The organism is Corynebacterium sp. HMSC30G07 (assembly GCF_001806945.1).
Taxonomy (GTDB): domain Bacteria; phylum Actinomycetota; class Actinomycetes; order Mycobacteriales; family Mycobacteriaceae; genus Corynebacterium; species Corynebacterium riegelii.
On sequence record NZ_KV786467.1, the window covers coordinates 174,206 to 192,339 of the forward strand.

The 18,134-nt window shown below is 61.2% G+C and carries 19 protein-coding genes; 1 reads left to right on the forward strand and 18 read right to left on the reverse strand.

The genetic code is table 11. From position 1 onward, the window contains the following. Nucleotides 1–19: 19 nt before the first annotated feature. Nucleotides 20–895: a CE1 family esterase gene (locus HMPREF3104_RS07315; protein WP_070494986.1), complete on the reverse strand. Its 876-nt coding sequence runs from the start codon at nucleotides 893–895 to the stop codon at nucleotides 20–22. 34 nt (nucleotides 896–929) lie between these two features. Here HMPREF3104_RS07315 and HMPREF3104_RS07320 point away from each other — a divergent pair, with 34 nt between their 5' ends. Next, complete coding sequence (locus HMPREF3104_RS07320) at nucleotides 930–1,694, forward strand: class I SAM-dependent methyltransferase (RefSeq protein WP_070494987.1); 765 nt, start codon at nucleotides 930–932, stop codon at nucleotides 1,692–1,694. On the opposite strand, the gene der is transcribed toward HMPREF3104_RS07320, so the two are convergent. The 17 genes from der to HMPREF3104_RS07400 all read right to left on the reverse strand — a co-directional run bounded on the left by der (nucleotide 1,691) and on the right by HMPREF3104_RS07400 (nucleotide 17,752). Then, complete coding sequence (der, locus tag HMPREF3104_RS07325; protein ID WP_070494988.1) at nucleotides 1,691–3,319, reverse strand: ribosome biogenesis GTPase Der; 1,629 nt, start codon at nucleotides 3,317–3,319, stop codon at nucleotides 1,691–1,693. The genes HMPREF3104_RS07320 and der overlap by 4 nt on opposite strands. Beyond that, nucleotides 3,316–4,023, reverse strand: coding sequence for a (d)CMP kinase (gene cmk, locus HMPREF3104_RS07330; protein ID WP_052204397.1), 708 nt, complete (start codon nucleotides 4,021–4,023; stop codon nucleotides 3,316–3,318). Before cmk ends, der begins: the two co-directional genes overlap by 4 nt. A 10-nt stretch (nucleotides 4,024–4,033) precedes the next feature. Next, a complete protein-coding gene (locus tag HMPREF3104_RS07335) occupies nucleotides 4,034–4,936 on the reverse strand; it encodes a pseudouridine synthase (protein WP_070494989.1) in 903 nt (300 codons plus the stop codon). 57 nt (nucleotides 4,937–4,993) lie between these two features. Further along, a complete protein-coding gene (gene scpB, locus HMPREF3104_RS07340; protein WP_052204402.1) occupies nucleotides 4,994–5,539 on the reverse strand; it encodes an SMC-Scp complex subunit ScpB in 546 nt (181 codons plus the stop codon). Nucleotides 5,540–5,568: 29 nt separating this feature from the next. Next, entirely contained in the window at nucleotides 5,569–6,393 is an 825-nt protein-coding gene (locus HMPREF3104_RS07345; protein WP_070494990.1) for a segregation and condensation protein A, read from the reverse strand. A gap of 1 nt (nucleotide 6,394) precedes the next feature. Beyond that, nucleotides 6,395–7,282 (reverse strand): ParA family protein, encoded by an 888-nt coding sequence (locus HMPREF3104_RS07350; protein WP_070494991.1) that lies wholly within the window; start codon nucleotides 7,280–7,282, stop codon nucleotides 6,395–6,397. A 92-nt stretch (nucleotides 7,283–7,374) separates the two neighbouring features. Further along, on the reverse strand, nucleotides 7,375–8,445 hold the full coding sequence (locus tag HMPREF3104_RS07355; protein WP_246816380.1) for a hypothetical protein: 1,071 nt from the start codon (nucleotides 8,443–8,445) through the stop codon (nucleotides 7,375–7,377). 17 nt (nucleotides 8,446–8,462) lie between these two features. Continuing rightward, nucleotides 8,463–9,371, reverse strand: coding sequence for a site-specific tyrosine recombinase XerD (xerD, locus tag HMPREF3104_RS07360; protein WP_070494992.1), 909 nt, complete (start codon nucleotides 9,369–9,371; stop codon nucleotides 8,463–8,465). Further along, nucleotides 9,371–10,030, reverse strand: coding sequence for an NUDIX domain-containing protein (locus tag HMPREF3104_RS07365; protein ID WP_070494993.1), 660 nt, complete (start codon nucleotides 10,028–10,030; stop codon nucleotides 9,371–9,373). Before HMPREF3104_RS07365 ends, xerD begins: the two co-directional genes overlap by 1 nt. Before the next feature lie 3 nt (nucleotides 10,031–10,033). After that, nucleotides 10,034–10,858, reverse strand: coding sequence for a copper transporter (locus HMPREF3104_RS07370; RefSeq protein ID WP_070494994.1), 825 nt, complete (start codon nucleotides 10,856–10,858; stop codon nucleotides 10,034–10,036). A gap of 15 nt (nucleotides 10,859–10,873) precedes the next feature. After that, nucleotides 10,874–12,043 carry a putative cytokinetic ring protein SteA gene (steA, locus tag HMPREF3104_RS07375; RefSeq protein ID WP_070494995.1) on the reverse strand — a complete coding sequence of 390 codons (1,170 nt, stop codon included), beginning with the start codon at nucleotides 12,041–12,043 and terminating at the stop codon, nucleotides 10,874–10,876. Between the two features lie 51 nt (nucleotides 12,044–12,094). Continuing rightward, entirely contained in the window at nucleotides 12,095–13,822 is a 1,728-nt protein-coding gene (gene recN / locus HMPREF3104_RS07380; RefSeq protein ID WP_070494996.1) for a DNA repair protein RecN, read from the reverse strand. Then, nucleotides 13,822–14,754, reverse strand: coding sequence for an NAD kinase (locus HMPREF3104_RS07385; protein ID WP_052204417.1), 933 nt, complete (start codon nucleotides 14,752–14,754; stop codon nucleotides 13,822–13,824). Before HMPREF3104_RS07385 ends, recN begins: the two co-directional genes overlap by 1 nt. Beyond that, the gene (locus HMPREF3104_RS07390) at nucleotides 14,751–15,578 is read right to left on the reverse strand and encodes a TlyA family RNA methyltransferase (RefSeq protein WP_070494997.1); all 828 of its coding nucleotides are present in this window, start codon (nucleotides 15,576–15,578) and stop codon (nucleotides 14,751–14,753) included. The genes HMPREF3104_RS07385 and HMPREF3104_RS07390 overlap by 4 nt, the downstream gene beginning before the upstream one ends. Before the next feature lie 14 nt (nucleotides 15,579–15,592). Next, complete coding sequence (locus HMPREF3104_RS12475) at nucleotides 15,593–15,730, reverse strand: hypothetical protein (RefSeq protein WP_168156363.1); 138 nt, start codon at nucleotides 15,728–15,730, stop codon at nucleotides 15,593–15,595. A gap of 2 nt (nucleotides 15,731–15,732) precedes the next feature. After that, entirely contained in the window at nucleotides 15,733–16,716 is a 984-nt protein-coding gene (locus HMPREF3104_RS07395; protein WP_070494998.1) for an HAD-IIA family hydrolase, read from the reverse strand. A gap of 25 nt (nucleotides 16,717–16,741) precedes the next feature. Continuing rightward, complete coding sequence (locus HMPREF3104_RS07400; RefSeq protein WP_070494999.1) at nucleotides 16,742–17,752, reverse strand: tetratricopeptide repeat protein; 1,011 nt, start codon at nucleotides 17,750–17,752, stop codon at nucleotides 16,742–16,744. Between the last annotated feature and the right edge of the window lie 382 nt (nucleotides 17,753–18,134).

The window sequence follows — 18,134 nt, forward strand, 5'->3', positions numbered from 1 at the left end:
CGTAGCGCACTACCTCCCGCTACCCCTGCTTGGGGATATCAAAGAAGTCGAGCACCTCATCAGTCACGTCTATCGGCTCATCATGGATCCACTTATGCCCCATGCCCTTCACCTCGTGATAGGACACGTTTGTTGAGCCGCTGCGCAGCAAAAACGCGTCGCGCACATCACGGATATCCAACACCACATCACCCGGACCGTCTTTGCAGCCCTTCACATTGGTGGGCCGGTTGTACCCCTCCAGCGGGACCTGCTGGTCCTTATCCCCGTGGATGATGCGCAGCGGCACGGGCAGGCCAGTGCGAAGTTCCGACTCGGAGTTGCGCACCGCTGCCGAGACAATCACCGCACCGGCAAACGGCTTCGGACGCTGCGCGATAACCGATGCGACAAAGCCGCCGCCGTTAGAAAACCCGGTCAGGTAAATACGCTCGGGATCAATATTGAACTCTTTATCCATCTTCGCCAGCAGCGCATCAACCAGCGCAAAATCCTGCTCCGGCGTGGTTACAGCGTAGGGGGCAGGAGACCAGGCTTGTTTGAACTTGTCGTCGCACACATCCTTCTTGGCTAGCCCGTCCGGGGCGACCACGATGGCGTCCGCATGCCCAAGGCCACTGTTTTCTAGGAAGTTCTTCGCTGTGTCAGTCTTGCCGTGGAATGCCAGGATAAGCGGCAGCTCGCGGTCTTTGGCATCCTTCGGGGCGGAGACCCAGTATGTGCGCTTCTCACCACCAGCCTTGATGCGGCGCTCTTTCCGCTCCATGGAGTCCGGCACCGGAACCTTGGTAGAGGTTGTGGTTGTGCTGGCTGCCAGAACCTCCGCGTTGCTCGATCCGCTGATCAGACCCACCGACAGCGCAAGCGCCGCCGTGATTCGCACCGCCTTATTCATAACTTCCAAGGCTACACGGCTAGATTGGCCACCTATGGTCAACCCCAGCTCCAGACAGGGCCCAGCATTCAAAAACGACGCCGCCCGAGCATTCACCGCCGGCGCGTTTTCCACTGGTGCTTCGCTGTATCACGCTGCTCGACCCTCCTACCCCGCCGAGGTCCGCTCGCTTGTGCACGGCGGGGAGCTTCTCGACATCGGCGCTGGCACAGGCAAATTCACAGAGCTTCTGCTTGCCGACGCCCACCGCGTCACCACCCTCGAACCCTCCCCAGACATGGCGCAGGTTCTGGCTTCCCGCCTTACGGACGTTGCCGTGGTCCGCGGCACCGCAGAGGCGCTGCCCTTTGCAGATGCTCAGTTTTCCACGATCACCTGCGCGCAAACGTGGCACTGGCTCGACATCGACGCCGCCAGCCGTGAGGCGGCACGCGTAGCTCAACCGGATGGCCGCTTGGTGTTGGTGTGGAACACCCTCGATGTCACCCACCCCTGGGTGCTGCGATACTCCCGCATCAGCCACTCTGGCGACGTCCACCGCGAAGGGTTCTACCCAACCGTTGGTAACCAGTGGCAACTTGCAGATGAGCAGCGCACCAAGTGGATTCAACCCACCACGCCGGAAGAGCTGATCTCACTCATGCGCACCCGCTCCTACTGGCTGCGGGCCAGCGACACCACCCGCGCCAAGGTAGAGGCGAACCTTCACTGGTACCTCTACGAGAGGTTAGGCTTCAGCCCCGGCCAGCTGCTGCCGCTTCCCTATCGCACTGACGCCTTTGCTTATGAGCGGCGCTAGCGTTTCTTTTGGCTACGCTCGCGCACACGCACCGCGATCCTAATTGGTGTGCCGTGGTAGCCGAAGCGCTCACGGAACTTGCGCTCCAGGTAGCGGCGGTACGACGCATCCAAAAATCCCGTCGTGAACAGGATGATTGTCGGCGGACGTGTAGCCGCCATGGTGGAGAACAACAGCTTCGGCAGACGGTTGTTCTTCATCGGCGGTGGGTTGGCCGCAATCGCCTCACGAAGCCACGTATTCAGATGACCTGTGGAGATGCGCTTGTCCCAGTTCTCCAGGGCCTCCGTCATGGCGTCTTCAAGACGGTGCAAACCACGACCCGTGTCTGCGGAGATGTTGATCTTGGTCACCCAGCTGAGGTGGCCAATCTGCTCTTCGAACTCGCGGTCAAAGTAGTAGCGGCGATCCTCATCCATGAGGTCCCACTTGTTAAAGCAGATCACCATCGCCTTGCCGGCTTCCAGCACCATGGAGATCACGCGCTGGTCCTGCTCAGAGATCTCCTGGGAGGCGTCGATAACCACCACACACACCTCGGCAGCATCGATGGTGCCGCGGGTGCGTAGCGAGGCGTAGTACTCGTGCCCCTGGGCGTTTTTCACCTTCTTGCGAAGACCTGCGGTGTCGATGAACTTCCACAGGTTCTTATCCAGCTGAATGAGCTCATCCACCGGGTCCACCGTGGTACCCGAGGCGTTGTCCACCACCGAACGGTCCGACTTGCTCAGCTTGTTCAGCAGGCTGGATTTGCCCACGTTCGGGCGTCCAACAATGGCCACGCGGCGCGGGCCATCCGTAATGGAGTTCGCCGCACGCGGCACCTCTGGGAACACGCGCAGGATCTCATCGAGCACGTCCGCGCCACCGCGGCCGTGGAGTGCAGATACCGGCCACGGGTCTCCAAGACCCAGCCCATAGAATTCTGCGACGTCGCCCCACTGCGATTCAGACTCAAACTTATTGGCCACCAAGATGACGGGCACCTCGGAGCGCTGCAGGTTTCTGGCCATCACCGCATCCGTTTCCGTAATGCCGGTGTGGGAATCCACCACCATGACAATCACGTCCGCGGTCTCCATCGCGGCCTCAGACTGGCGCGCGATTGCCGCGTGGATGCCCTTGGCGTCCGGGTCCCAGCCGCCGGTGTCTTGCACCCAGAAGCGGCGCCCGCCCCAGTCAGCAAGGTAGCTCACCCTGTCACGGGTCACGCCAGGATGGTCCTCCACCACAGCCTCCCTGCGGCCAATGAACCTATTGACCAGCGAGGACTTACCAACGTTAGGGCGGCCCACAATGGCAACCGTCGGCAGCGCCTCTTCCACCATGTCGGGCCGTGCAATGCCGTAGGCGCGCTCAATTTCGGCCCACTCTTCGTCGGTGTACTCAGCGTCCTCATCGGCGTCTTCATCCCGACCCTCTAGGCCGGTGTCGCCGTAGTCAGCCTCACCGAAGTCTGAATCGTCAAAGTCAGAGTCATCAAAGTCTTCATAACCCTCGTAGAACTCAGCGTCATCAGCGGTGACGTAGTGCTCCTCCACCTCGTCGTAGCCGGAGGCGTCAATGCCAGGCTGGTAGAACTGCGTCTCTGGCATCTGCTCGTGGTCACGGTTGTGATCACTCATCGGGCACTCCTTTCAATCAACTGAATCAAGGTTTTCAACACTTCATCGAGCGTCATCGCCGAGGTGTCAATAATCTCAGCGTCTTCGGCAGGCCTCAGCGGGCTGGTGGCGCGTGAAGAGTCCAGCTCGTCACGACGCTGCACGTCCGCCAACACCGTGTCAAAGTCCGCCTCTCGGCCGGCTGCCACATCCTGGTCGTAGCGACGCTTCGCGCGGACCTGCGCAGACGCCGTCAGGTAGGCCTTCGCCGGAGCGTCCACAAGCACGACAGTGCCAATGTCACGGCCCTCAACAATCGCGCGATGTGCATCACGAGCAAGCTTGCGCTGCAGCGCCACAAGGTTCTCACGCACCTGCGGAATCGCAGACACCGCTGAGACGTTGCGAGTGACCTCGGGGCCGCGGATCTCACCAGAGACGTCTTCACCGCCAAGCAGTACCTCGGTGGAATCAGGGTCATCCGACACCGTTAGCGGCAGATCTGCTGTTGCCGCAATCACGGCATCCGTATCCTGCGGGTCCACGCCCGCGCGCAACACAGCCAGCGTTGCTACGCGGTACATCGCACCCGTGTCCACGTATTTCGCGTCCAGGCGCTTCGCCAACGCACGACACGTCGTGGACTTACCGGTACCTGAAGGCCCATCAACAGCCAGAATCAAGCCACCGTCAGCGGTATTCGAAAGCAACGAAGAATCAGCCATAACGCTCCCCTTACATCTCCACCGCGTTGTACAACGAGGTCAGCTCAGCAGCGTTCAGCGCACGCATCGACCCAGGCTTCATATCGCCCAGCTGCACCGTGTGCACCTTCGTACGCACCAGACGCTGCACCGGAAAGCCTGCGGCCTTCAACATGCGGCGCACAATGTGCTTGCGGCCCTCATGCAGCTCAAGACGAATCAACGACTGCCCGTTGTGCACATCGACGATTTGGGCGTAGTCGGCCTTCGCGAGGCCGTCGTCAAGCATGATGCCCTCTTTGAGCTCCTTGACAAGCGCCGGTTTTGCCTCACCCAGCACGGTGGCCAAATACGTTTTGGACACCTCGTACTTCGGGTGGGTCAGACGGTTCGCCAGCTCACCGTCATTGGTAAGCAGCAGCAAGCCCTCCGTATCCGCATCCAAGCGGCCCACGTGGAACAGGCGCTGACCAGAGGCAGTGCGCTCCGACAGGTACGAGCCCACAGACGTGCGGTCCAGCTCATCCTTCATAGTCGTGTGCACGCCACGCGGCTTGTTAAACGCGAAGTACTCAAGCTTCTCGTTGACATTGATACGGGTGCCATCAACCCGGATCACATCACGATCCGGATCCACACGCATACCCTGCACAGTGACGCGCTTGCCATTGACGCTGACGCGCCCCTGGGCAATCATCACCTCCGCATGCCTGCGTGAGGCCACACCCGCCTGAGCGAGCACCTTCTGCAGGCGCACACCTTCAGTGTTTTGCTTGCGGGTTTTAGTTTCTTCATCATCCCACCAGTTGTCCTCCAACGGGTGAGGTTCCGGACGTTGTACGTGTTGTTTCTTAGCCGGCTTTGCGTAGGAGATATAGAACGTTTCGTTCTTATCCCTCTCCGGTGTGCCGTCTCGGCGAGCGGTTCGAGTCATGCGGCCCACCCTACCAGCGTTTTGCCGTTATTTACCTATCTAAAGGCTGCTGGGTGGCTACCAGGCGTCTTCAATCGCGTCCACATCCGGCAAAAGCGGCGCCAACTCCGGCAGCTGGGACAGTGACTCAATGCCCAAAAGCTCCAGAAACAGCTCAGTGGTGACGTAGCGGTGAGCACCCGTGGAATCGTCCGGCTCCACTTCTGCAAGCAAACCACGCAGGGTGAGCGTGCGCATGACACCGTCGACGTTGACGCCACGCACCCCGGAAACTTGGGCACGCGTCACCGGCTGCCGGTACGCCACCACCGCAAGGGTCTCAAGGGCCGCGCGGCTCAGCTTGGTCTGCGCGCCGTCCAGCACGAATGACTCCACCGCGTCAGCATTCTCCGCGCGGGTGTACAAGCGCCACCCGGCCTCAGTCCTGCGAAGATCTATGCCGCTGCCGCGGGAAGTGAGTTCCTCCGACCACTGCGCAAGCACCTCTTCAATGTCCGCTTCGCTTGCGGCCAAGGCACCCGCGATGTCGGCGGCGGCTACAGGTGTGTCCACCACCAGCAGGATCGACTCAATCTGGCTACGCAGCTGTGAGACCATCTCCATAGTTATCGCTTCACTCCTTGGGTTGTGTCTTAGGTCCAGTTTCCGGCGGCGACGACGGCTGGGTCCACCTCAATGCCGGTCCACGACACATCAAGCGGGCCAAGGGCAACCTCCTGCTGTGTTTCCACTGCGCGGGCCTTATACAGCTCAAGCAGGGCAAGAAACCGCCCGACAACCTCCATGGAACGCGTGCAATCCCGCGTTAGTGCGGCAAAAGACAGCCAAGTCTGCGCTCCCGCAAGCTTGAGCGTGTCCAGAATCTTGCCGGCCTGCTGCGGCACGGACACCGCAACCTCATGAAGGTGATCAGTGCGCACCTCCTCCGGTGGCTTAGGCCGAAACACGCTGGCCGCAAGCTGCGCAAAGCTATCAGGCGTATGACCAAGCTCAACCGGCGGCAAAAGCTCGGCGAAACGCTCCTCCATAGCCACCGCACGCGGGTAGCTACGTTGCGCCGTTGCCTGCCAGGCCCGGAATTGCTCAGCCACCTGCTGGTAGGCGCGGTACTGCAACAAGCGAGCAAAAAGCAGGTCGCGCGATTCCAAAAGCTCTAGGTCTTCGATCTCGTCGGCCTCACCGCGCGGCAGAAGGCGTGCAGCCTTCAGGTCCAACAAGGTGGCAGCGATAACAAGAAACTCCGTGACCTCATCGAGCTCCGCCGTCTGCCCAAGGGCGCGGGTATAGGCGATGAACTCATCCGTCACCTCCGCCAACGCCACCTCGGTCACGTCAAGCTTCTTGGAGTGAATCAGGTTCAGCAGGAGGTCAAAGGGCCCCTCAAAATTGTTCAGGACCAAGGTGAAGCCGGTGATCTCCGGCTGCTCACCAACCTGGTGCTGCGCGCCTACGCTCACGCTAGTTCCGCTCAGTGCGTTCCATAACCTCGAGCGCCAAGCTGCGGTACTGCTCCGCACCCTGGGAGCTTGGTGCCCACGTGGTGATCGGCTCACCTGCAACAGAGGTCTCCGGGAAGCGGACAGTGCGGGTAATCACCGTGTCAAAAACGCGATCCCCGAAGACTTCAACCACACGCTCAATGACCTCGCGCGCGTGCGTGGTGCGGCGATCAAACATGGTCACCAAAATGCCCACAATGTCTAGATCGAAGTTGATGCGGTCGCGCACCTTCTCTACTGTGTCCGTCAACAGCGCCAAGCCGCGAAGGGAGTAGTACTCACCTTCCATCGGGATGATTACGCCGTGGGACGCTGCAAGCGCGTTGACTGTAAGCAGGCCCAGCGAAGGACCGCAGTCAATGAAGATGTAGTCATACTCATTGCGCACCGGGCGCAGCGCACGCGCCAGTGTGTGCTCACGACCCACCTCATTGACCAGCTGGATTTCTGCAGCTGAAAGGTCAATGTTTGCCGGCACAAGATCTAGTCCGGAGACCTTCGAGTGCTGGATTGCCGCGTGAATGCTGGCGGTGTTGTCAAAAAGCAGGTCATACACCGTAATCTGGTCATCTTCGTGCGCAATACCCAGGCCCGCGGACAGAGCACCCTGCGGATCCAAATCAACCAGCAGCACCTTGCGCCCCTGCTCTACCAGCGCAGCACCAAGGTTGATGGTGGAAGTGGTTTTGCCCACGCCACCTTTCTGGTTGACCATCGAGATAATCTTTGCGGGACCGTGGCGGTCAAGCTCTTTCGGCGCCGCAAACTCGCGGTAGGGCCGTCCGGTCAAGAACGTCTTGCGTTCTTCAGCTTCGAACAACGCGCCGTCTGCCGGTTTCTCCGCCATCGCAGGTCCTTTCTCTATCCCGCCTGTACACTTGACGCCACCATCTTACAACGATGGCATTTATCTTGGGTGGCCTCTCGCCCGCCCAGTATTTAGGCGCGCCCCGTCCCGCGACGACGCAGCACCGTAAACACCAGCGCAAGCAGCACCAACAGGCCCACGCCGCCGACAATCAAGGGCACCGGAATGCCGCCGCCATTCGCAGAGTCAGGTTCAGCACCTTGACTTTCCTTAGCTACGTCCGCATACGGATTCGTCGACTGCTCCGCTGCATCGTCGCCTTCGCTTGCCGACGCCTCTGCCTGCTCCACTGGCGCATTCTTCGCGGTAATCACCGCTATGAACTCAGCCACCGAGTCATCCCGAACCACTTCCATGATGAAAGGATTGTCTGGGGTTTCGCCCTCCGGATAGGTCAGCGTCAGCGTCCGCTTGGCAATATCCACATCACGCTTCACTCCCTGGATTACCCGACCGTTGACGTCCAGATAGCGCAGCTTCGCCCCCTCACGATCCGTGCGGGCGTACTTTGCCAAGTCAGCAGCGCGGGTCAGCGGCACGGTGACCACAAGCGTGTTGCCGTGGATCTCACCATCGAAATAGAACGTCTTCGCCGCCGTTGTGTCCACGGGTGCTGCTGCCTCGCGCGGCGGGTGTGTTACCTGAGCGCCGTCTTGCTGCTGCGCGTCCGCGTCCGAGCCAGTGTCCGAGCCCGTGTCCGAGCCAGTGTCCGAGCCCGTGCCTGGATTGCCGCCATCCTCTTCCGGTTTGGACGTTTCTGCTTGCTCTGCTTCCCCGTCCGGCGCCACATCTGGGGACTCGCTACCGCCGACGGCTACCAGGGTGATCGTCGCAGAGTAACCAAGCGCACTTGCCGGCACGTTGGCGGTTGCACCCGGCGTATTCGGAGCCTGAACGGTCACGGTCGTGCCGCTAGAGCTGACCACCCAGCCATCAGCGGAATAGTTCACATCGACAGGCACGCCAACGTCTACAGTCGTCGACTCCCCCGCCGCCACACTTACCTGGGATGGCAGCATCTCTTTGATCTGCGCTGGATCCAGTCCCCCAGGCAGCTGCGCTAACGCAACCGGACCAGTGGCAAGGGGAAGGCAAAGCGTCAGCGTGGCAACGCACGCTCCTACCGCAACGTTTCGCATCATCGGGCTAACGTTACCGCCTATGCACGCGGATGCGCACCTGCCCAGACTTCTCGTAGGTTATCCGCAGTGATATGCGTGTAAATCTGCGTCGTTGTCACAGATGCGTGTCCCAGCAACTCCTGCACGGTTCGCACATCGGCGCCTCCTTCAAGCAGGTGCGTGGCAAATGAATGTCTCAACGTGTGCGGGGAAATGTCCTTGTTAATGCCGGCGCGTGATGCGGCGTCTTTAATAATTGTCCACGCGCTTTGGCGCGACAGTGCGTTGCCACGTGCGTTGAGAAACAATGCGTGCGACTTACCTGTCGCCAGCATCGGGCGCGCACGCACAAGATACGACTCAATTGCTGCCTGCGCATGCGAACCTAGGGCCACAACGCGCTGCTTATTGCCCTTGCCCGTCACAACCAGCACACCGCGTGCATCAACAACGTCATCCACGTTCAGCGCCAACACCTCGCTCACGCGCGCGCCAGTGGCATACAGCGTTTCCAACAGCGCCTTGTCACGCAGACCTAACGCGTTGTCCTCAGAACAGGACTCAATCAGCCGCGCGACTTCGTCCACGCTCAGCGTGTCTGGAAGCTTCTCTGCGGCCTGCGGCGGCGCCACCTCAGCCGCGGCATCACCGGCCAGCAGGCCTTCTGACACACCGAACTTGTGCAGACCACGCGCAACCACGAGTGCCCGAGCCGCCGAGGACGCCGCCAGCGGTTTCACCGTCTCACTTCCGCGGCGCAAATCCGCCACGTACGCCTCAAGATGGCCAGCAGTCACATCGTTCAGGTCAGCAATACCGGCGTTATCCAGCCAGGCAACGTAGCGCTTCATGTCACGGTCATAATTGCTCACCGTGTTTTCAGACAGCCCACGCTCCACCACCAAGTGGACGTGCCAATCTCGGGCAAGTTGTGCAGGGGAAACCACTAGCGCGGGATTTTCTTCATGTCGGGGGTGATGCCTTCGGCGTGGCGTCGATAAGCAAGAGAGCTCGGGCGCAACTCAAAGGCAACCGAAGTCTCACGAGGCTGCGCGCGCCCCGCAACGACCTCACTAGCGGATAAAATGCCGGAAACCGCAATCGAGTTCACAATCTCGCCACGCATTACCATCGCGCGAGCCTCATCCAGCGGCACCCACGCAAACCCCATGTCGGCTTCCTCATCGTGCGCCTCCGGACGCTCCACCTCACGCAAGTCACGCGCCAAAAACACTCGCACGGCCTCCTCCGCAAAGCCCGGCGAGGTCACCAGATCAACCAGCAGCGCCCAAGAATCAGCAGCCAACCCCGCCTCTTCCTGCAGCTCACGTTTCGCCGTGGCCAACTCGTCTTCCTGGTAGAAGTCCAAAAGCCCTGCGGGCAGCTCCCACAGGCGACGCTTCACGCTGTGACGGTACTGCTCCACCATCGCCACCCGGCCCTGGGCATCCAACGCAACGACAGCAACCGCACCGAAATGCTCCACAATCTCACGATGCGCCGTCGTGCCACCAGGCATAGTCACGCGGTCGCGCCGCAGCGCAATAATCGGCGCGTCATGCAGCAGCTGGGAGTCAACTACCTCAAACTCGTGCGAGTGAGACACGGCCTACTCCTCTGCTGCGTCTTCCGCAAGCAACAACGCCGACTGGACACGTCCAGCCTCCGTGTCCACGTTGCCCTGCAGGCTCACCCCGTCCAACTCCGGAGCAGCACCTTGCGTTGCGACGACAGTGCGCGCGCCCGCCGACAACGCCCGTGCGAAGTCCGCGACCAGCTGTGCGGCGAAGCCCTCACCGTCAAACTCATCGGCAGCCACGACAACAATGGCGTCAGCTGCACCCACCTCGCCACGGGTCTCAATGAACCCTGCCTGGGTCAGCGCTTCGAGTACCAGTGCGCGGTCTTCATCACTCGCCGCAGTCAACGTCGCCGCCAGTGACTCACCAGCGTGCGTGCCCGGGCCCAAGTTATCCACGCTCAGCGTCGCACCGGCCGGCAGCGTATTAGCAATGACACTGCTCAGCTCATCAGCGGCATCGCGCTCGAAGAACTTCTCCGTCAAACGGATGCCACCCGAGTTTGACGCACCCGCGGCGTTTGCCATCCAGCGCACGCCGGCAGCGTCCTCCTCAGAAGCCGAAGCCGTCCGGATCAACGTGACCGCTACGCCGTCCAAGGCGCCGGACACGATGGCGTCGCCATGCTGCGCAAGCAACGTGTTCGCCTCATCAACCTGTCCGTTGGCGCGGGCCAGCTCACCGCTATCAGACGCTGCATCCCCCTTCCCAGCCTCCGACGCTGTGACGGAACCGGTGCCCAACGATCCTTCCAACGCCGGCGCGATCAGCAGTGTGCCAAGTGCCACGCCTGCCGCAATCCCCCAACCAATACCGGCCGCAACTAGACCGGTGCCACGAGTTGCCTGTCCCATGTTGTCTCTCAGCTCCTAGTTAAACCAGCTCTGGAACTCCAGCGCGATGCGGTTCCACGTATCCACCAAGTTCGTTGTAAACGTCTCCGAGCCGCCCAGGCCCACGATCAACACCACGGTGGCGGCGGCCACCAAAAGCCCCAAGATCGCCCAGGCCCAAGCGACACCCCCGCCGCCGGTGTTCGTGTCGTAGAGGTGCTCAATCACCGTCGAATCTACAAGCTTGCGCCCCGCCTTCAGCCGCGTCAGCAGTGCCGCCGGCTCAGCGGCTGCCGCATCCGCGAAAATGCTGTCCAACTCCACCGGCTGCCCAACCGTAATCACCATCTCGGCGTCATGGAACACCGCCAGCAAAATGGCCAAATCCGTCGGCGAGTCAGTCGCCGCCGGGAACGTCATCGCGCCCACACCCAGGTCCTGGATACGCTCAAGGCCAGGGGCGAAACCGTCGGTCTCTGCGGGCAGGATCACCTTGGCGTCCCCGCGCAGTGCCTCGTTGGAAATATCGGTCGGGTCACCCACGATGAAGTCCATGTCATAACCCAGCTTGGTCAGTGTATCCGCGGCTGCACCCACGCCAATGATCACGGGCGTGTACTCACGGATGAAAAACTTCAGCCCATCGAGTCGCTCGCGCAGCTCCTCAGACTGGCTGACCACAAGCACTTTGCGCTCTGCCATGGTGTCGCCGAGTTCGGGTGAGCCCACACCGTCGATAAGCAAGGGCGCCTCGGAGTGGATGAACTGGATGGTGTTGCCAAAGTAGGCCTCCATGTTGTCCACCAGCGCTTGCTGCGCGTCCGCAAAGGTGGCGTCCACGTCCTCACGGCTGACGGCACTGGCCTGGCCAATGAGCTTCTTACCCATCATGACCTCGCCGGTCGGACTCACAGAAGCCTTCTTGCCGTCCTTCACCACCCCACGCACGGAAGAACCAGCCGCCTCATACAGCGGAATGCCAGCATCCAGCAGCACGTGCGGGCCGTAGTTCGGAATAAGCCCCGTGGTAAACCGCGCGACGTTGACCACCGCCGCAGGTTTCGCCGCCACCAACAGCTCCGCGAATCGACGCGTCATATCCGGCGCGTCCACAAACGCAATATCGCCTTCGCTGAGGCGGCCAATGCCTTTGCCCTGCGCAGTGCAGTCGCGCAAGGTGCCGTTGATGGAAGTAGAGACAGTCATACGCGCTATTGTGCACGGTGACCTGCCTGTTTTAAGGGAGGCGCGCGGCACTTAGGCGCGCATTTCCGCCACCTCACGCTGCGCGCGTTCAAACAGCTCCTGAGCATGCGCTCGGCCAGTATCGGAATCATCCATGCCGGCCATCATGCGGGCCAGCTCTTCGATTCGGGCTTCTTCGCTCAGTTGCGCCACGCCCGAGGCCACCAACGCATCCCCCACGTCCTTCGCCACGTGCAGATGCGTATCCGCATACGCCGCCACCTGCGGCAAGTGCGTAACCACAATAACCTGGTTGTTGGTAGCAAGACGAGCAAGCCTGCGACCGATCTCTACGGCCGCGCGCCCACCGACGCCAGCGTCAACCTCGTCGAACACCAAAGTCGCCCCGTGCGATGAGGCCGCCAAAATCACCTCAAGTGCGAGCATCACGCGCGACAGCTCACCACCGGAGGCGCTCGTTGCCAACGGTTTCGGCTCCAACGCCTTGTTGGGCGCCAAGAGAATAGCCACCTCGTCGGCGCCGGTTGCGCTGTATCCGGCACGGGTGACCTGGACTGTCAGCTGCGCCTTCGGCATGGCAAGGCCGTGCAGTTCTGCAGAAACGGCCTCACCAAGCTTCGCCGCTGCGGCCTCACGGGCTTTACTTAACGCCTTCGCGCGCGACGCCAACTGCTTCTCCAGCTTGGACACCTGCTGTTTGAGCTTGTCTACGGCTTCTTCGGATACGTCGATCTTGCTCAAGCGCTTTACTGCCTTCGCGCGCCACGCCAGCACGCCTTCAACATCGGGCGCGTACTTGCGGGTCAACCCCCGGATGTCCTGCTGGCGGGTCAAAAGCGCTTCCAGCTGATCGGCATCAGCCGGCAACGAGGTCAGATAGGTGCCGAGTTCCGCCGAGACGTCTGAAAGCACACTGCTCACCTCATGCAGGCGAGTTGCCAGCTCCTTGAGCTGTTCATCACTTGCACCATCCAGCGCGCTCGCCGCCTGGCCGACGAGTGTAGACGCCGCCTCATCATCCGCGCCGAAGCCGCCAGCGGCCTCCGCGCCGTCAATGGCTGCCAGTGCGTTGAGGGCCGCCTCACGCAGCGCGTCAACATCCTGCAGACGATGAATCGTCGCAGCCAATTCGGTATCTTCGCCCGCCACCGGATCAACGGCATCGATCTCATCCAACGCAAAACGCAGACGATCCGCCTCCTGGGCCAGCTCACGTTTGTGCTGCGTGCGCTCCTCCAGTTCGCGAGCTGCCTTGCGCCACTCGCGGTACGTCTCGCGGTAAGCCTGGGCAAGCGGGGTGATCGCCGGATCAAACCGATCCAACGCCGCAAGCTGCTCGTCCGGGCTCATCAGCCGCAGCTGGTCATTTTGCCCATGAATAGTCAGCAGGTGGCCCGCCATCTCCGCAAGCGTTGCCGCCGGCACCGTCCTGCCAGCCAGGTGCGCTTTCGAACGGCCCGTTGCCTTCACCGATCGCGAGACCACGTATTCGCCGTTCTCGTCAGCGCTGCCACCGGCGTTTTCTACGATCTCCGCAACCTTCGCGGAAACATCCTCCGGCAAGCCAGCAGTAGAAAAGGCTCCCTCTGCCACGGCTTCTTCAGCACCCGTGCGTACGCGTGAGGCGTCGGCGCGTCCGCCCGTCAATAAGCGAAGGCCCGTCACCACCATGGTTTTGCCCGCACCGGTTTCACCCGTGAGCACAGTCAAGCCTGGCGAAAGCTCCGCCGAGGCCTCCGGAATCACACCAAGGTTGCGGATAGAAATCTCTGCAAGCACTACGTGTACCTCGGGCCCCGCCAGCCTGAGACCGGCAGCTGGAACTTGCGCACCAGGCGGTCCGTGAAGGGTTTACGATCCAGCTTCACCCAACGCACCGGGCGCGAACCGCGGATGACCTCCACGCGCGACCCGGCAGGCATGTCAATGCGTCGAAACCCGTCCATCACCGCCACAGCCGCGCTGGAGTCCGCTTCCGTTTCAATGGCCACAGTGGAGCGTGGCGAGACCACCAGCGGTTTCGCAAACAACGCATGCGCGTTATTCGGCACCACCAAAATGGCATCCAGGGCCGGCCACATGACCGGGCCACCAGCGGAAAACGCGTACGCCGTCGATCCGGTTGGCGTAGACACCAGCACACCGTCGCACCCAAAGGCACTTACCGGGCGAAAGTCGATCTCCAACACCGCATCCAACACGCGAGTGCGGTCAATGTTTTCCACGCTGAGCTCATTGAGCGCCCAACCACGGCCAACCTCTTCACCCTCCGCACTTCGCACCTGCACGTCAATAGTCATGCGGTCTTCTACGGTGTAGTTGCGCTCAACCACCTGGCCAATTGCGGTCTCCAGGCTTTCAGCCTCACCCTCAGCTAAGAACCCCACGTGGCCTAGGTTGATGCCCAGCACCGGCAGGTTCTGGTCACGAGCCACGCCGGCTGCGCGCAAAAACGTCCCGTCGCCCCCCAACACCAGCACCAGCTCACACCCAGCGGCGGCATCCGGACCGGGTTTGACCCGCTCAAGCTGGTTAAGCACAGGGTCCTTGTCCACCGGCTGCTCTGCACCCGGCTCGCCCTGGTCTAGGAGCCGCACGCGGATGCCTGCCTCTTGCAGCAGGCGAGCCGCCCGCGCGGCGGAAGAAATGTTGTCAGGCCGATAGAAATGCGGCACAAGCAGGATTTCGCGCTGCGTTGTCACGTCTGTCAATTCTGCGGTCCTTCCTTCACTGCGGTGGCCACCATTTCAGCCACAGCCCCCGGTGCAAGTGCGGTTTCACCCGCATCCTTCACCAGCCATAGGAAGTATTCTACGTTGCCGCTCGGGCCCGGCAGCGGCGATGCCGTCACACCTTTCAAACTTAAGCCCAATGACTGCGCAAACAGCGCCACTTCCGTGGTTGCCTCGGCCCGCAGCTCGTTTGAGCGCACCACCCCGCCACTGCCAAGACGGTCTTTGCCCACCTCAAACTGGGGTTTGACCATCGGCAGAAGGTCCGCGCCATCCGCCATGCATTCCACGATCGCCGGCAATACCAGCTTCAGGGAGATAAACGAAAGGTCGCCCACCATCAGATCGGCCGGCCCATCCATCATCTCTGGCGTGAGGTGCCGAATGTTCGTCCGGTCCAGCACTTTGACCCGCGGGTCATTTTGCAGCCGCCAGATCAGCTGCCCATAGCCCACGTCAACCGCGACGACCTCGCGTGCGCCGTTTGCCAGCAGCACATCGGTAAACCCACCGGTCGAAGCACCAGCATCGAGAGCCTTTTGCTTATCGACGCTCAACCCCATCTCCCCAAACGCCCCCAACGCCCCGAGCAGCTTATGGGCCCCGCGTGACGCCCACTCATCATCCGGGCCAACACTAACCTTGATGGACGCATCCGGCTCTACGATGGTGGCTGGCTTCTTCGCGACGAATCCGTTGACCTCCACGCGGCCGTCTTTAATCCAGCCCTGGGCCTGCTCGCGGGAGCGGGCAATCTTGCGTCGGACGAGTTCAGCGTCCAAACGCCGGCGTGATGGTGCCATGAGTAGTTCCTGTTCTAGCTGTTTTGCAGTGCGTTATGCAGCAGCTGGTGTGCCTTTGTAAGGCGTTCCACCTCATCTTCAAGCGATTCTGCCGGCTGCGCGAGTGCCTCCTCGAAGGCTTGACGCAGCTGCTCCGGATCTTCCGGGGTCATGATTACCACCAGTTTGCGGTTGCGGCTTCTGCAGCATCCGAGTTCGGGCGCACAAGCTCCGGAGGGGTGTCCATCATCCACGCCACCTCCAGTACAGTGCGCAGCGCCTGGATGCTGGTTGCGCCTTCGTTGCCGTGGCTCAAGATGATGTCGCGCCCGTCAACACGCGCGCCAAAGCCACCTTGCGCGGAGGGTTTCAGCTGCTCTGCGTCTTGTGCAAGGGCGCGCATGTCTTCCGCAATGAACGTAGGGCGCAGTTCCTTTGGTGCCTCAATAAGCGCCAACGGCCCAGAGACACCAGTGAGCACGTGCAGTGCAGGAATACCAGCGGCGACGGCACCAGCGATGTCGGTATCCATGCGGTCTCCAACTGCCAGCGGGCGCTTTGCGCCAAGCGCTCCGGCTGCCTGGAGGAACACTGCCGGCTCGGGCTTGCCAGCAGCTCGCGGCGTTACGCCGGTTGCGGAGGTCACAGCCGCAACCATGGAGCCGTTGCCAACCATCAGCCCGCGCTGCATCGGCAGCGTGGTGTCCAGGTTGGAGGCCAGATACACAGCCCCGCGCGCGATGGATAGCGCAGCTTCCGAAAGCTGATGCCACCCCGTTTCCGGGTTGTGTCCGTGCAGGACCACCTTCGGGTTTTCATCTGCGGAATCAACAACGCGGTAGCCGGCATTGGCCACGAGATCGCGAAAAGACGGCGCTCCCAAGACCAAAACTGGGTCGCCTGGGCTGAGGTGTTCCTCAGCCAGCCCAAGTGCAGCTTGTGCGGAGGTCAGCACATCATTGTCTTGCGCCTGAAGCCCAATTGCGCGCAGCATCTGCGCTACTTCTGCGGCGCTTCTGGACGCGTTGTTGGTGATATACACCGCCGGTACCCCAGCAGCATTAATCGCTTCGACAGCATGCTCAATGGCGTCTCCGCCCTCCCAAACCGTGCCATCTAGGTCAAGCAGCAGTGCGTCATACGTATCCTGCAGAGCCATCGCTTTATCTACTACCCCGATTCCTCTAGCTCAATTCTTCTACGCGCTCGTCCGCATCCGTCAGTGCTTCAACGTCAAGATCTGCGGCGTGTTGGAACCATGTCTTCGCTTCATCTTTACGACCAACCGCCAACAACGCATCTGCATACGCGTACGACAGACGCATCTGGCTAAATCCCTGGGAGTCCAGTGACGGATTCATCCGCTCTAGCGTGATCAGCGCAGACTCATGCTGACCGAGGTCGTGGCGTGCACCGGCCAGCACAATGGCCAGCTCAATACGGCCTTCCTCGTCCAATTCGTTAGCCTCTGGGCTGCGTCCAAGCTCAAGAGCCTTCTCTGGGCGACCGAGGCCTCGCTCAGCATCTGCCATCACCGCGAGCAGTCCCGGTCCACCGCTCATGCGGCGAGCTGCCCGAAGCTCGGAGAGCGCTTCTTTCCATTCACCGGCATGGTACGCAACAACACCGTTAGTCTCACGAACCACACTCACACGACCAGCACGGTTCTTCGCCGCGCGTGCGTGCTGCAGCGCCAGCTGCGGGTCGTCTGCCAGCAAGTCAGAAGCCATAATCATGTGTTTGGCCACACGATCGGCGTTGTCCTTCGACAACACCTTCAGATCCTGCAGGACTGAGGGATCCAGGACAGTTACGTCAATATCCTCAAGGAGGTCCGGTTCCGACAGGCGCATAGCCATGCGATCCTCACGGTAGCCCTGCCTGCGTGGGTTAGACCGGTCGTGCCTTACGCGATCTTCACGACGCCCCGCGCCATACCCACCAGCCCGATCATTGCGCCTACGATCACCCCGACCGCCGTTACGGTTAGGCCGACCGTGGTCGTCACGGTTGCGGTCACCACGGTCATTCTCGTCCCTACCGCCGCGGTAACGGCCGCCGGACCTGTTACCGCGATCATCTCCAGGCCTGCCGCCTTCAGATCGGCGACCTCGCCCACCCCCGTAGCCACCGCGCCCACGATTCTCATATGAGCCACGGTTTTCGTGCCTAGAGGTGTTCCCATTGTCGGACATACAAAGACCTTTCCGTTTACGTTCCAACCAGTATATGGACCGACCCCGGATTACCGCCAACTACCACGGCGTATTCCTCACTTTTCGCAGCGATTGTTGCGGGTAGGTCATGAAAGAACACGCACAGCCCCGAAGAGGATTACACTGCTTGTTCTTACGCTTACTGCTGCTAGCAGATAACGCAAAGCGGGGCGTGTGTCTACACATTCCACCAGGGGATATGGAAGCTTGTTCTCGTTATCTGCTAGTAGGTGCTTGCCTGGCGCGTGCCAGGCGCTTATTTGGTGCACAGTAGGGCCAGCTTCCCTACCGACTCTCCCGGGTCACACTCCCCGGGCAGCCGATTCTCTGCTAGTCGATATTTGCTAGTCGATACGTTGTT

Excerpts from the sequence above, each read along its gene's own strand:
- HMPREF3104_RS07315 (WP_070494986.1), bottom strand. The coding sequence starts at position 895 with ATGAATAAGGCGGTGCGAATCACGGCGGCGCTTGCGCTGTCGGTGGGT.
- HMPREF3104_RS07320 (WP_070494987.1), top strand. The coding sequence starts at position 930 with ATGGTCAACCCCAGCTCCAGACAGGGCCCAGCATTCAAAAACGACGCC.
- der (WP_070494988.1), bottom strand. The coding sequence starts at position 3,319 with ATGAGTGATCACAACCGTGACCACGAGCAGATGCCAGAGACGCAGTTC.
- cmk (WP_052204397.1), bottom strand. The coding sequence starts at position 4,023 with ATGGCTGATTCTTCGTTGCTTTCGAATACCGCTGACGGTGGCTTGATT.
- HMPREF3104_RS07335 (WP_070494989.1), bottom strand. The coding sequence starts at position 4,936 with ATGACTCGAACCGCTCGCCGAGACGGCACACCGGAGAGGGATAAGAAC.
- scpB (WP_052204402.1), bottom strand. The coding sequence starts at position 5,539 with ATGGAGATGGTCTCACAGCTGCGTAGCCAGATTGAGTCGATCCTGCTG.
- HMPREF3104_RS07350 (WP_070494991.1), bottom strand. The coding sequence starts at position 7,282 with ATGGCGGAGAAACCGGCAGACGGCGCGTTGTTCGAAGCTGAAGAACGC.
- HMPREF3104_RS07355 (WP_246816380.1), bottom strand. The coding sequence starts at position 8,445 with ATGATGCGAAACGTTGCGGTAGGAGCGTGCGTTGCCACGCTGACGCTT.
- HMPREF3104_RS07370 (WP_070494994.1), bottom strand. The coding sequence starts at position 10,858 with ATGGGACAGGCAACTCGTGGCACCGGTCTAGTTGCGGCCGGTATTGGT.
- steA (WP_070494995.1), bottom strand. The coding sequence starts at position 12,043 with ATGACTGTCTCTACTTCCATCAACGGCACCTTGCGCGACTGCACTGCG.
- HMPREF3104_RS07390 (WP_070494997.1), bottom strand. The coding sequence starts at position 15,578 with ATGGCACCATCACGCCGGCGTTTGGACGCTGAACTCGTCCGACGCAAG.
- HMPREF3104_RS12475 (WP_168156363.1), bottom strand. The coding sequence starts at position 15,730 with ATGACCCCGGAAGATCCGGAGCAGCTGCGTCAAGCCTTCGAGGAGGCA.
- HMPREF3104_RS07395 (WP_070494998.1), bottom strand. The coding sequence starts at position 16,716 with ATGGCTCTGCAGGATACGTATGACGCACTGCTGCTTGACCTAGATGGC.
- HMPREF3104_RS07400 (WP_070494999.1), bottom strand. The coding sequence starts at position 17,752 with ATGTCCGACAATGGGAACACCTCTAGGCACGAAAACCGTGGCTCATAT.